The following is a 12,846-nucleotide window of genomic DNA, read 5'->3' on the forward strand; positions in this document are numbered from 1 at the left end:
GTTTAGTAGACAGAGGTCTTCTCATCTATCGATTCTAAAATTTCTTTGACACGTGCCAGGAATCTTCCGCACACGAGGCCATCAAGCACTCTGTGATCTAAAGACAGGCACAGATTGACCATATCTCTGACCGCAATCATGCCATGATCCATGACAACCGGGCGTTTGACGATCGATTCCACTTGAAGAATCGCAGCCTGAGGATAATTGATGATTCCCATCGACTGAACAGATCCGAATGAACCTGTATTGTTGACGGTAAACGTTCCTCCCTGCATATCGTCTGCTGACAGTTTTCCGTCTCTTACCTTTTTGGCAAGGTCGGTAATTTCTCTCGCAATGCCTTTAATCGTTTTTTCATCAGCGTTTTTGATCACCGGAACAAATAAAGAATCTTCCGTGGCAACCGCGATTGAAATGTTGATATCTTTTTTCTGAATGATTTTGTCCCCCGCCCACATGCTGTTCATTTGCGGGAATTCCTTTAACGCCTGAGCGACCGCTTTTACGAAAAAGGCGAAAAAAGTTAAATTAAAGCCTTCTGTTTTCTTGAAGGAATCTTTTATACTGTTTCGGTATGCCACCATGTTTGTGACATCGACTTCCATCATCGTCCAAGCGTGAGGAATTTCTGTTTTGCTTCGTTTCATATTTGAAGCGATCGCTTTTCTAACAGCTGTGACAGGAATTTCTTTATCTCCGGCTGCTGCAGCAGGATGAGAAACGTTTTCTTTCGTCTCCTGTTTTTGCGCTGGTGCAGGAGCTGCTGCTTTTGGCTCTTCAGTCTGTTCTGAAACGCCGCCTGAATCAATGATACGCTGAATATCTTTTCTCGTGATCCTTCCGCCGGCGCCCGTTCCTTTCACTTGCTCAAGGTCAATGCCATGCTCTCCGGCCAAACGAAGTACGGCTGGAGAAAAACGTTTCTTATTGGCCTGACTGGCTGCTTCAGTGCGGCTTTCAGGAGCAGCTTGCCCGGCAGTTGGCGCTTCCGCCTGATCTTGTTTTTGTTCAGCCGGCTTTGCGCCTTCTGTTTCGATTTTGCAAATCACTTCTCCGACTTGCAGGGTCTGGCCTTCTTCTCCCACAAGCTCTGTTATTGTACCGGTAAAAGAGGACGGAACCTCCGCGTTTACCTTATCTGTCATAACTTCCGCAATCGGATCGTATTTGTTCACCTTATCTCCAGGGGCGACAAGCCATTTACTGATCGTGCCCTCCGTTACGCTTTCGCCAAGCTGCGGCATCGTCATTTGTTCTATTGCCATGATCGTATCCTCCTTACGTCTTTAAAACTCCGCTAATTCTCTCATCGCCGCTTCTACTTTATCAGGGTTGAGCATAAAGTATTTTTCCATTGTCGGCGCATAAGGCATAGCCGGAATATCAGGACCTGCAAGCCGTTTGATCGGCGCGTCTAAGTCGAACAGACAATGCTCGGATATAATGGCAGCCACCTCACTCATGATACTGCCCTCTTTTGTATCTTCTGTGACCAAAAGGACCTTTCCGGTTTTGGATGCCGCTTCGATGATCGCTTCTTGATCAAGCGGGTATACCGTTCTTAAATCCACCACATGTACAGAAATGCCGTCTTTTTCGAGACGTTCTGCAGCCTGTAAAGCAAAGTGGACACAAAGCCCGTATGTGATCACCGTGATGTCATCGCCTTCCCTTTTTACATCAGCCTTGCCGATAGGAAGTACATAATCATCTGCCGGAACCTCTCCTTTGATCAGACGATACGCGCGCTTGTGCTCAAAAAACAGCACCGGGTCTTCATCACGAACTGCGGCTTTTAAGAGTCCTTTCGCGTCATATGGCGTTGAAGGCATCACAATTTTCAGTCCGGGCTGATTGGCGAAAATCGCTTCGACTGATTGAGAATGATAAAGCGCTCCGTGCACGCCGCCACCGTACGGCGCTCTGACAACGATCGGGCAGCTCCAGTCATTGTTGCTGCGGTAGCGGATTTTAGCAGCCTCGGAAATAATCTGGTTTACCGCCGGCATAATAAAATCAGCAAACTGCATTTCAGCAATCGGCCTCATGCCGTACATAGCCGCTCCGATACCGACTCCGGCGATCGCTGATTCAGCAAGCGGCGTATCCATGACACGCTCTTCTCCAAATTGTTCGTACAGACCGGCTGTGGCTTTAAATACCCCGCCTTTTTTTCCTACATCTTCCCCAAGAACGAAGACACGTGAATCTCGTTCCATTTCTTCTTTCATTGCCAAATTGATCGCATCAATATATGACATTACTGACATTTGTACTTCCTCCCTACTTCGCATACACATAATCGAGCGCTGACTCAGGAGCTGCATAAGGAGCGTTCTCCGCTTCATCTGTCGCCTCGTTTATGATTGCCATGATTTCGTCCAGCATGGTTTGTTCTATCTCTTCGGTCAGCAGGCCTATTTCCTTTAAGTAGGCTTGATAAGTAAATAGGGGATCACTTTTTTTCGCTTCCTCTACTTCTTCACGGCCTCTGTAGCTGCTGTCGTCGTCATCGCTGGAATGCGGTGTCAGGCGGTAAGAAATCGTCTCAATTAAGGTAGGGCCTTCTCCTCTTCGCGCCCGTTCACGCGCTTCTTTCACCGCTTGATAAACTTCGAGCGGATCGTTTCCATTCACCGTTACGCCAGGCATTCCATAGCCTACGGCACGATCTGAAATATTTTCACATGCTACTTGCTTATCGTAAGGGACCGAAATCGCGTATTTGTTGTTTTCACACATAAAAATAACCGGAAGCTTATGAACAGCGGCAAAGTTTGCCCCTTCATGGAAATCGCCTTGGTTTGAAGATCCTTCTCCAAATGTGACAAAAGCCGCAATGTCTTTTTTCTCCATTCGTCCAGCCAGCGCAATGCCGACCGCATGCGGCACTTGCGTTGTTACCGGAGAAGACCCCGTCACGATCCGGTTTTCCTTTTGACCGAAATGCCCCGGCATTTGGCGGCCTCCTGAGTTTGGATCTGCTGCTTTGGCAAACCCGGACATCATTAAGTCCTTCGCAGTCATGCCAAACGCAAGCACGACACCCATGTCTCTATAGTAAGGCAGCACATAATCCGTTTCACGGTCAAGGGCGAAAGCTGCTCCTACTTGTGCTGCTTCCTGTCCTTGACAAGAGATAACAAACGGGATTTTACCAGAGCGGTTTAACAGCCACATTCTTTCATCGATTTTTCTAGCTAACAGCATCGTTCTATACATATCAACGGCTTCCTGATCAGTCAGCCCTAATGCTTGATGTCGGTTTGTACTCATTCGAGCGCCTCCTTTATGCTTTTAAAAATGAATGGCTTTGCCATCTGCAGCAAGCGCTGCTTCTCCAATCGCTTCAGACAGCGTCGGGTGCGGGTGGATCGTTTGTCCGATCTCCCATGGCGTCGCATCCAGCACTTTTGCAAGACCTGCCTCTGATATCATGTCAGTGACATGCGGGCCTATCATATGCACGCCGAGAATATCATCCGTTTCACGGTCCGCCACGATTTTTACAAATCCGTCGCTTTCTCCATATACAAGCGCTTTTCCAATTGCCATAAATGGGAACTTGCCGATCTTGACATTATGCCCATTCGCTTTTGCCTCATCTTCTGTTAAGCCGACACTGGCAGCTTCAGGGCTTGAGTAAATGCACTTCGGTACAAGTGTCGGATCAAGCGGATGCGGATTGAGACCCGCAAAATGCTCAACGGCAATGATTCCTTCATGCGATGCAACATGAGCTAACTGAAGGCCACCGATTACGTCTCCGATTGCATAAATATGAGATTCCTTCGTTTGGCAGCTTTCATTTACTGAAATGACGCCGTTTTCAGTGACGATATCGGTGTTTTCTATACCGATTCCTTCGATATTTGCCTGTCTGCCGATGGAAACGAGCATTTTTTCCGATGTATAAGTGACGGTTTCTCCGTCTTTTTCCGCCTGTATACTGATTTCGCCTGATGATTTTTTTAACGTATCAGGCAGCACTTTAGCTCCTGTGACAAACTGAATTCCTTTTTTCGTAAGAAGGCTTTGCATTTCTTTTGAAATGTCCTGGTCTTCAGTCGGCAATATCCGGTCCGCATATTCGATAACCGTTACGTTTACGCCAAAGTCATGAAGCATGGATGCCCATTCGATTCCAATGACCCCTCCGCCGACGATGATCATTGATTTTGGAAGCTCCTCCATTTGGAGCGCTTCATCCGAGGTCAAAACAAACTCTCCGTCCGCTTCCAGACCCGGAAGCATTCTCGGCCTTGAACCTGTAGCTATAATGACCTGCTTCGGGATCAGCATGTCATTTTCTTCGCCATTTCCCCGTTCAACAGAAATCGTTCCCGGCAGCGGAGAGAAAATAGACGGTCCGAGGATGCGCCCATATCCGTCATACACGTCAATTTTTCCTTTTTTCATTAAATGATTGACGCCTGCTGCAAGCTTATCGACAACAGCCTGCTTACGGTGCTGTACCTTTTCAAAGTTGAGGGAAACGCCGGACGTTTCGACTCCGAATTGATCGGCTTCACGGGCTGTCCGGTACACTTCCGCGCTTCTCAGCAGCGCTTTACTCGGAATACAGCCTTTATGCAGGCATGTTCCGCCGAGCTTTTCTTTTTCTACAACGGCTGTTTTTAAGCCGAGCTGCGCCGCTCTGATCGCCGCGACATAACCGCCTGTACCGCCGCCCAGAATGACTACATCATACTCAGTTGCCATCTGACTCACTCCTGTCTGTCTATTCAATGCGATATTGTTTGGATTGCTCTTCGCCCTGCAATACCCTGAGCGCCCCTTGGGCCAGAGATTGCAGTTCGTTTTCTCCCGGATATACTAAAACGTCCGAAATCCAATCTATGTATGATCTGATGCTGGAAACAAAGCTTTTGCCGTAAGCCAGACCTCCTGTCAGAACAATGGCCTCGACTTCGCCTTTTAAAACGGCGCTTGCTGCTCCGATTTCTTTCGCTACCTGATACGCCATGGCGTCAAAAATTAAGCGGGCTTTTTCATCGCCCTCCTGAATCATTTGTTCTACTTTCACAGCGTCATTTGTACCTAGATAACCGGAGAGCCCGCCGGTTCCCACCAGTTTTTTCATCATTTCTTCTTTTGTATATTCTCCTGAAAAGCATAAATCGACGAGATCCCCCGCAGGCACTGTTCCTGCGCGTTCAGGACTGAACGGTCCCTCTCCGTGAAGGCCGTTGTTGACGTCCACCACCCGGCCCCGGTCATGTACACCTATTGTAATGCCGCCGCCCAAATGAGTAATGATCATTTTCATATTCTCATATCGTTTGCCAAGAGAGTCTGCCGCCTTACGGGCGACAGCTTTTTGGTTTAAAGCATGAAAAATGCTTTTCCGTTCAATTTCCGGCATGCCTGATATTTTAGCGAGCTCTGACATTTCGTCAACTACAACAGGGTCTACAATATAAGATGGAATGTTGAGGCCGTCAGCAATTTCTCTTGCGATAATGCCTCCTAAATTGGAGGCATGCTGTCCTGCATAACCGCTTTTCAAGTCCTCAATCATATCGTCATTCACTTCATATGTCCCGCCTTCTATCGGACGGAGAAGACCCCCTCTGGCACAGACAGCATCAAATTTTGAAATATTGATGCCCTGTTCATGAAGCGATTCGAGGATATGCTTTTTTCGAAACTCATACTGGTCAATAATATGGTCGAACTGCTGCAGCTCTTCTATGTCGTGTCTCAGTGTTTTTTCAAAAATACTGCGTTCATTATGAAAAACACCGATTTTCGTTGAAGTTGAGCCTGGATTAATGGTGAGAATGCGTTTTTCATCATGTAGCATTTCAAAACCTCCAGATCAATTTCTTAGCGTCTGCTTAATATATGGTGGCCGTTTTGCAAAAACTGGCTTCTTGAGCGGCGATTGCGTTCAATTCGTTCTTCAGCCAAGCGGTCAGCCGCTAAATACGTCGGAATGCCGTCACGCTGGGAAATGTCAAGGACACGTTCAATGTTAGCGTAAATGCCCTCAACCTTTTTCAGTGCACGTTCCGCATTATAGCCGTAAAGCTCATCCGCAACGTTGATAACGCCGCCCGCGTTGATGACGTAGTCCGGTGCGTAAACAATGCCCATTTCGTGAATTTGATCGCCGTGGCGAGTTTCTTTCAGCTGATTGTTAGCCGCGCCTGCAATCACTTTAGCTTTCAGCTGCTTAATAGTATCATCATTGATGGTTGCACCAAGAGCACACGGCGCATAAATATCGCAGTTTTGTGAATAAATATCTTCTGGATCAACCGCACGAGCGCCAAAATCTTGTACCGCACGTTCAACTGATTGCTTGTTGATATCCGTAACGATTAAGCTTGCTCCTTCTTCATGAAGGTGGCGGCATAGATTGTAAGCCACGTTGCCAACACCCTGTACAGCGATGGTTTTTCCTTCAAGAGAGTCCGTGCCGAATGCAGCTTTAGCGGCAGCCTTCATGCCTTTATACACCCCGTAAGCAGTAACAGGAGACGGATTTCCTGAAGAGCCGAATGCTGGGGAAATACCTGTGACAAAATCTGTTTCATCATGAATGATATCCATATCCTCAACCGTTGTGCCGACATCCTCAGCCGTAATATATCTGCCGTTAAGCCCTTGAATATAACGGCCGAACGCGCGGAACATTTCTTCATTTTTATCCTTGCGCGGATCGCCGATGATAACCGTTTTTCCGCCACCCAGGTTTAAGCCTGCCGCCGCGTTTTTATAGGTCATGCCTCTTGCAAGTCTCAGTGCGTCTTCAATCGCAGCTTCTTCATTTTCATACGTCCACATTCTCGTTCCGCCGAGCGCTGGTCCCAGTGTTGTATCATGAATTGCGATAATTGCCTTTAATCCTGATTGTTCGTCTTGGCAGAAAACCAATTGCTCATAATCGTATTGCTCCATATATTTAAAAAGTTCCATATCAGTTCCTCCTAAAGTGTGTATTCTTCAGATGCGCATAATGCCAGCGCGATCGAATACAGTTTGTTTTCAGCGGAATCCGCTCTGCTCGTTAATGCAATCGGCGCTTTGGCCCCCGTAATGACAGCCGCCACGTGTGCTTTCGCAAAATAAATCAGTGATTTATATAAAATATTTCCCGCTTCAATCGAAGGGACAAGAAGGATATCGGCGCTGCCCGCTACGTCTCCCGAAATCTTTTTCTGAGCCGCGGCAATTTGCGATACTGCGTTATCCAAGGCAAGCGGTCCATCTACAATGCACCCTTTAATCTGCCCTCTTTTGCACATTTGGGCGAGAGCAGCTGCATTGACCGTCGCTTCCATCTTCGGATTTACCGTTTCTACCGCTGCAAGGGCAGCCGCTTTTGGCATATTGTTCCCTACTGCACGCGCGACATGAACAGCATTTTGAAGAATCTGCTGAAGCTCCTCCAGCGAAGGGGCAATATTCATAGCCGAATCTGTCACAAACATCAGTCTCTCAAAGTCAGGAATATCAAACACGGCCACATGAGAAAGGACACGGGATTTCCGCAGCCCTTCCTGTTTGTTTAATACCGCTTTAAGCAAAACAGAAGTCGGCACATTCCCTTTCATTAAGACGTCTGCTTTTTTTTGATGAACAGCGCGAACCGCTAGCTTCGCCGATTCCTCCGGCGTATTGGCATGAATGATTTCCACTTGATGCCCTTGCATGGAGGATGTCAGGTCGTTCAGTTTTTTGCTGTCGCCCACTAATAAAAAACGGACGGACAAATGCTCGGCTGCCAGTTTCACAGCCCGGATCACTTCCTCATCCTCAGCATGAGCAACCGCAATGGTCTTGTTTTTGTACATCGACGCTTTGCCGATCAAATCTTTCAGCTTCATCAGTTACCACCTTTCTTGTCTCGACTCCGCTTTTTATTATGCAAGTTCTATGCCAGCTCGGTGCGATGCTGTCATGATGGATGCGAAGAAAGATTCGTGCAGATGTTTGCGCTTATTCTGCAAATTATTGCATGCCTTCATTTGCAAGGCCGTATTTATCCATTTTGTAATATAAATTTCGAATGCTGACGCCGAGGGCTTTCGCTGTTTTCGTACGGTTAAAATGATGCTTTTCCAGCGTTTGCTGAATCAAGTGCGCTTCAAATTTTTCAACGGCCTTAGACAGCTTTTCGCCTTCGATGTCAGGAAAGTCAAACCCGGCTCCCTGTTCTGCGCTGCTTCCTTTTTGTTCTATTTCAAATACAGGCAAATGCTCTTTTTCAATCCATTCCATGTGCGGCTTCAGAAAAATCATTGCTCGTCCAAGGACATTTTCCAGCTCGCGGACATTCCCCGGCCAATGGTAAGCCGACAATGCCCGCAAAGCCTGCTGGGTCAGTCCCTTTACATTCCGGCCGTAATCGCGGTTAATTTTTTGAATGAGCCTTTCACTGAGTGCTTCAATGTCTTCAATCCGCTGACGCAAAGGGGGAATAGAGATGGGATAGCGATTGATGCGGTAATACAGATCTTCACGGAACGTCCCATCCGCCATTGCTTTTTCGATATTTACATTTGTGGCTGCAATAATTCTCACATTAACAGGGATTGCCTTCGTGCCTCCCACTCTGACGATCTCTTTTTCTTGAAGGACGCGCAGCAGTTTCGCCTGCATATTTTGCGTCAGCTCGCCGATTTCGTCTAAGAAAATGCTGCCGTTATTGGCTTCTTCAAATAAGCCCTTCTTGCCGCCGCGCTTCGCTCCCGAAAACGCGCCTTCCTCGTAGCCAAACAGTTCTGATTCCAGAAGATTTTCTGAAAGAGCGGCGCAATTTACGCGGATGAATTTATTGTATTTCCTGTCGCTTTCGTTATGGATGGCATGGGCAAACAGCTCTTTGCCCGTGCCCGATTCTCCGCGCAGCAAAATCGTTGCCGGCGTTTTCGCTCCAAGCTTCGCCTGCTCAAGCGCAACCAGCATTTGCTCACTTTTGCCGATAATATCGTCAAAGGTATATTTCGCTTCGAGCGTGCGGATAATCTGCCTGGCCCTGTTAAGCTCCGCGGTCAGCATTTTAATTTCTGACACGTCATGGATCACGCCGACACTGCCTTTTAAAATGCCATCCACAATCACCGGCGCTACATTGACGATGACCTCTTTTTCATTCGGGCCGACCTTCATTCTGACGCCGCGCACTGGGCGTCTTGTCTCAAGCACCTTTAAATGCATGCTTTCCCCTTCAGAAATATCAGTGTTCGCCGGCTTGCCGATGACTTCTTTTTCAGAAAGCCCAGTCATTTTTGTGTATGCTTTATTGATCAACAGGCCAATGCCGTTTTCATCAACGACAGAAATCGCCTCGTCGGAGGATTGTATAATCGCCTCCAGCATCGTGCGCACCTGTTTTAAATTTGTCACTTCCTCCGCCAGCTCGACTGCATCTGTAATATCCTTAAATACACTGAGTGCTCCGAGCAGACGTCCGCCTTCATCAATGATCGGCAGCCTTGTTGTTACAATTTGCAAATTTTCACCCAAGAGCTGTTTTTGATTGTATTCAGGCTCTCTCGTTTTTAAAATCCGAGGCATCTTTGTGCTCGGGATGACTTCTTTGATCGGGCGTCCAATGACTTCCTCACGTTGTTTTCCCACCATATTTTCAGCCATATGATTAAACAGAATGATCTCTTCATTGATATCAATAAAAATCATTCCGTCGTGGGTGGAATTAAAGATTCGGTCATGTTTGTATGTTTGTTCTTTTAGCATTTGAATCAGCTGCTGTTTTTCTTCCATAAGCTGAAACACAATGTAAGCCATCTTTCCCGGCATAACAATGGTCTGCTCATGTTTTTCCTGAAGGAGTTCGTCAAGTACAGCTTGATCACCCGTTGTATGAATGACGATATCCGGCTTTTCTTGTATGTATGGTTTCCAATCAGATGAAACGGCAATTCCATAATGTTTTGCTTCTTTTAATCCCGGCGCTTCGGGGTTTTTGTCAACCACGGCAATAATGTCTATGATGGCTGTTTTAATGAGAATTTGTAATAACGCCGTTCCCCTTTTACCGGCACCTACAATCAGTACCTTCTGCATCCCGATACCCCTTTGTATGAAAAAATTTGCATACCTGTTTTTTCCGTTGCAATAATTTGCACAACCCTATGTTACCACGTTTTCTTCTCTTGACAAAATATTTTTTCCGCTGGACAATAAAGGAAATGAAAAATAAAGGGGTTTTCTGAACATGAGCCGACTTCTTGCGCTTTTGATTTTAGTGCTCCCCGGCGCCATTTCTGCTTTAGGCATTAAACTGATGAGAGATATGCTTTTCGGCCATACGGTAAAGCCATTTTCTTCTCTTTGGCTCCAAGGTTTATCAGGATTAATCTTTTTCGTTTTCGGCCTGTATGTGCTGGCCGGGTTCATCTTGTACAGAGACAGAAAACGCAATCAAGTCAGTCCGCGATTCAGAAAACAAAAGATGTAAAAAAGCCGGAGAATGCTCCGGCTTTTTTGTTCGCATTATTTATCAGGCAAGACGGTCTTGGCAATCGTTTTGTCCAGCGCTTCATAATCATAATAAGAAATCGTTTCATACAGCTCCTTACGCGTCTGCATATCATCAAGCCCTTCTTTTTGCGATCCGCGCTCCCTTATCAAGCTAAACATCCGTTCATAAGCCTTTGCCGCAGCTCTGAGCGAGGTGACCGGATAGATCACCATCTGAAACCCCATAGCAGCAAATTCATCTGCATGATAATACGGGGTTTTCCCAAACTCAGTCATATTGGCAAGAAGCGGGACAGGGATCTGTTCAGCAAACTGGCGAAATTCGTTTTCCGTTTGAAGCGCTTCAGGGAAAATTGCGTCCGCTCCCGCCTCAATGTATGCCAAAGCGCGTTTTATTGCGGATTCAAGTCCTTCTTGCGCTCTTGCATCTGTACGGCCGACAATCACAAGTGATGGTGCCGCTTGTTTAATGGCTTTTATTTTTTGCGCCAATTCCTGAGCCGGGACAAGCTGTTTGCCATTCAAATGCCCGCATTTTTTCGGAAGCTGCTGGTCCTCTATTTGCACAGCTGCCACCCTTGCTTCCAGCATCTCGCGGGCGGTGCGGGCAGCGTTTAATACCCCGCCAAAGCCCGTATCGATATCAACGAGCAAAGGCAAGTCTGCTGCGCGGACAAGATCTTTTGCCCGTTCGGCCATTTCTGCCGACGTAACAATTCCGAGATCAGGCAGCCCCCTGCTGGCCGTATAAGCCGCACCCGATAAGTATAAGGCAGAAAAACCGGCCTCCTTCGCAAGCAAGGCGGCCATCCCGTCATGAACACCAGGAATTTGCAATATTTCCGGCGCACACATCAGCTTGCGGAAGCGTTCAGCAAGCTCTTCTTGTGACGATTGCTTATTGACGATCCAAGACAAGATATGAATCCTCCTTTCACATACAGAACATATCGACAAAATCGTTTACACGCATCGTTTGTAATGTTTCAGAGCTGGTGCAGCGCTTGTAAATATGTTTTTGCTGCTTCTCAGAAAAATGGGTTTTGAGATTCGCAGAAAACTTTTCTAACAATTTTGGCACAGCCTCGCCTCTTCGAAAACGATGGCCCAGCGGAAATTCACATTCAACCATCTCTGTACTTGTTCCGTCTTTAAAATAAATCTGAACGGCATTTGAAATGGAGCGTTTATCTGGTTTGAGATAATCTTCCGTATATGCTTTGTTTTCAGTCACTTCCATTTTTTCTCGAAGTTTATCTATTCTTGGATCACTTGCCGTATCAGCCTCATAATGCTGTGCAGTGATATCACCGAATATTAAACCAATCGCTGTGATGTATTGCAGACAATGATCGCGATCCGCGGGATTATGCAGCGGGCCTTTTTTATCAATGATGCGAATAGCTGATTCATGCGTTCTGATAACAACACGGTCAATTTCATCGATACGGTCTTTGACCTGCGGATGAAGAATGACGGCACACTCTGCCGCTGTCTGGGCGTGGAATTCCGCAGGATAAGAGACTTTGAACAACACATTTTCCATGACATAAGCGTCAAGCGGGCGGGCGAGCTTGATCTCTTTCTTGTTGAATAATACGTCTTGAAAGCCCCAGCCCGGAGCGGTCAAAGCTGTCGGGTAACCCATTTCCCCTTTTAATGCCATCAGTGCGAGATGAACGCCCCTGCTGGTCGCATCTCCTGCGGCCCACGATTTGCGCGAGCCTGTATTAGGCGCATGCCGGTATGTCCTCAAGGCTGCATTGTCAATCCAAGCATTCGAAAGCGCATGATTGATTTCTTCCCTTCCGCCGCCCAGCAGCTTTGCGGCTACAGCCGTCGTTGCCACCTTGACAAACAACACATGATCAAGCCCGACTCGGTTTAAGCTGTTTTCTAAAGCCAGCACACCTTGAATTTCGTGAGCCTTGATCATCGCTTCAAGGACGTCGCGAACCGTTAATGGCTCTTTTCCTTCAGACAGCCTCACTCTTGATACATAATCAGCCGCCGCAAGAATGCCCCCCAAGTTATCTGACGGATGCCCCCACTCCGCCGCAAGCCATGTATCGTTGTAATCAAGCCAGCGGATCATACACCCTATGTTAAATGCTGCCCGTACAGGATCAAGAACATATGACGTTCCCGGCACTCTGCTTCCGTTTGGCACACTGGTTCCTGGCACAATCGGGCCGAGCAGCTTGGTGCATTCGGGATAGCGGAGCGCTAAAATCCCGCAGCCGAGTGTATCCAGCAAAACGTGACCTGCCGTTGTAAACGCTTCTGAACTCGTAATCTCTTTCTCAAGCACATAGTCTGTTATTTCTTCAATGACATGATCCGTTTTCAGCATTCGACCCATTCCTT

Annotated in this window: 11 protein-coding genes; 1 reads left to right on the forward strand and 10 read right to left on the reverse strand. The window is 47.2% G+C overall.

Annotation, left to right across the window (positions count from 1 at the left end):
* Window positions 1-2: 2 nt before the first annotated feature.
* The 8 genes from NSS75_RS12835 to NSS75_RS12870 all read right to left on the reverse strand — a co-directional run bounded on the left by NSS75_RS12835 (window position 3) and on the right by NSS75_RS12870 (window position 10,062).
* Window positions 3-1,268, reverse strand: coding sequence for a dihydrolipoamide acetyltransferase family protein (locus NSS75_RS12835; protein WP_103672248.1), 1,266 nt, complete (start codon window positions 1,266-1,268; stop codon window positions 3-5).
* 21 nt (window positions 1,269-1,289) lie between these two features.
* A complete protein-coding gene (gene bfmBAB, locus NSS75_RS12840; RefSeq protein WP_024121983.1) occupies window positions 1,290-2,273 on the reverse strand; it encodes a 3-methyl-2-oxobutanoate dehydrogenase subunit beta in 984 nt (327 codons plus the stop codon).
* 13 nt (window positions 2,274-2,286) lie between these two features.
* Complete coding sequence (gene bfmBAA / locus NSS75_RS12845; RefSeq protein ID WP_024121984.1) at window positions 2,287-3,279, reverse strand: 3-methyl-2-oxobutanoate dehydrogenase subunit alpha; 993 nt, start codon at window positions 3,277-3,279, stop codon at window positions 2,287-2,289.
* 21 nt (window positions 3,280-3,300) lie between these two features.
* The gene (gene lpdA, locus NSS75_RS12850) at window positions 3,301-4,725 is read right to left on the reverse strand and encodes a dihydrolipoyl dehydrogenase (RefSeq protein ID WP_103672250.1); all 1,425 of its coding nucleotides are present in this window, start codon (window positions 4,723-4,725) and stop codon (window positions 3,301-3,303) included.
* A gap of 19 nt (window positions 4,726-4,744) precedes the next feature.
* Window positions 4,745-5,830: a butyrate kinase gene (gene buk / locus NSS75_RS12855; RefSeq protein ID WP_024121986.1), complete on the reverse strand. Its 1,086-nt coding sequence runs from the start codon at window positions 5,828-5,830 to the stop codon at window positions 4,745-4,747.
* 23 nt (window positions 5,831-5,853) lie between these two features.
* The gene (bcd, locus tag NSS75_RS12860; RefSeq protein ID WP_024121987.1) at window positions 5,854-6,948 is read right to left on the reverse strand and encodes a branched-chain amino acid dehydrogenase; all 1,095 of its coding nucleotides are present in this window, start codon (window positions 6,946-6,948) and stop codon (window positions 5,854-5,856) included.
* 11 nt (window positions 6,949-6,959) lie between these two features.
* On the reverse strand, window positions 6,960-7,859 hold the full coding sequence (yqiS, locus tag NSS75_RS12865; protein WP_059293634.1) for a phosphate butyryltransferase: 900 nt from the start codon (window positions 7,857-7,859) through the stop codon (window positions 6,960-6,962).
* A gap of 124 nt (window positions 7,860-7,983) precedes the next feature.
* The gene (locus NSS75_RS12870; protein WP_339233308.1) at window positions 7,984-10,062 is read right to left on the reverse strand and encodes a sigma 54-interacting transcriptional regulator; all 2,079 of its coding nucleotides are present in this window, start codon (window positions 10,060-10,062) and stop codon (window positions 7,984-7,986) included.
* A gap of 151 nt (window positions 10,063-10,213) precedes the next feature.
* On the opposite strand from NSS75_RS12870, the gene NSS75_RS12875 reads away from it, so the two are divergent.
* Entirely contained in the window at window positions 10,214-10,456 is a 243-nt protein-coding gene (locus NSS75_RS12875; protein ID WP_024121990.1) for a DUF2627 domain-containing protein, read from the forward strand.
* A gap of 35 nt (window positions 10,457-10,491) precedes the next feature.
* On the opposite strand, the gene prpB is transcribed toward NSS75_RS12875, so the two are convergent.
* The gene (gene prpB, locus NSS75_RS12880; protein ID WP_339233310.1) at window positions 10,492-11,397 is read right to left on the reverse strand and encodes a methylisocitrate lyase; all 906 of its coding nucleotides are present in this window, start codon (window positions 11,395-11,397) and stop codon (window positions 10,492-10,494) included.
* A 16-nt stretch (window positions 11,398-11,413) separates the two neighbouring features.
* Window positions 11,414-12,832, reverse strand: coding sequence for a bifunctional 2-methylcitrate dehydratase/aconitate hydratase (locus NSS75_RS12885; RefSeq protein WP_106020078.1), 1,419 nt, complete (start codon window positions 12,830-12,832; stop codon window positions 11,414-11,416).
* Window positions 12,833-12,846 lie beyond the last annotated feature (14 nt).

This window comes from Bacillus sp. FSL K6-1012, from assembly GCF_037964915.1.
Classification (GTDB): Bacteria; Bacillota; Bacilli; order Bacillales; family Bacillaceae; genus Bacillus; species Bacillus halotolerans.

Excerpts from the sequence above, each read along its gene's own strand:
- NSS75_RS12835 (WP_103672248.1), bottom strand. The coding sequence starts at position 1,268 with ATGGCAATAGAACAAATGACGATGCCGCAGCTTGGCGAAAGCGTAACG.
- bfmBAB (WP_024121983.1), bottom strand. The coding sequence starts at position 2,273 with ATGTCAGTAATGTCATATATTGATGCGATCAATTTGGCAATGAAAGAA.
- bfmBAA (WP_024121984.1), bottom strand. The coding sequence starts at position 3,279 with ATGAGTACAAACCGACATCAAGCATTAGGGCTGACTGATCAGGAAGCC.
- lpdA (WP_103672250.1), bottom strand. The coding sequence starts at position 4,725 with ATGGCAACTGAGTATGATGTAGTCATTCTGGGCGGCGGTACAGGCGGT.
- buk (WP_024121986.1), bottom strand. The coding sequence starts at position 5,830 with ATGCTACATGATGAAAAACGCATTCTCACCATTAATCCAGGCTCAACT.
- bcd (WP_024121987.1), bottom strand. The coding sequence starts at position 6,948 with ATGGAACTTTTTAAATATATGGAGCAATACGATTATGAGCAATTGGTT.
- yqiS (WP_059293634.1), bottom strand. The coding sequence starts at position 7,859 with ATGAAGCTGAAAGATTTGATCGGCAAAGCGTCGATGTACAAAAACAAG.
- NSS75_RS12870 (WP_339233308.1), bottom strand. The coding sequence starts at position 10,062 with ATGCAGAAGGTACTGATTGTAGGTGCCGGTAAAAGGGGAACGGCGTTA.
- NSS75_RS12875 (WP_024121990.1), top strand. The coding sequence starts at position 10,214 with ATGAGCCGACTTCTTGCGCTTTTGATTTTAGTGCTCCCCGGCGCCATT.
- NSS75_RS12885 (WP_106020078.1), bottom strand. The coding sequence starts at position 12,832 with ATGCTGAAAACGGATCATGTCATTGAAGAAATAACAGACTATGTGCTT.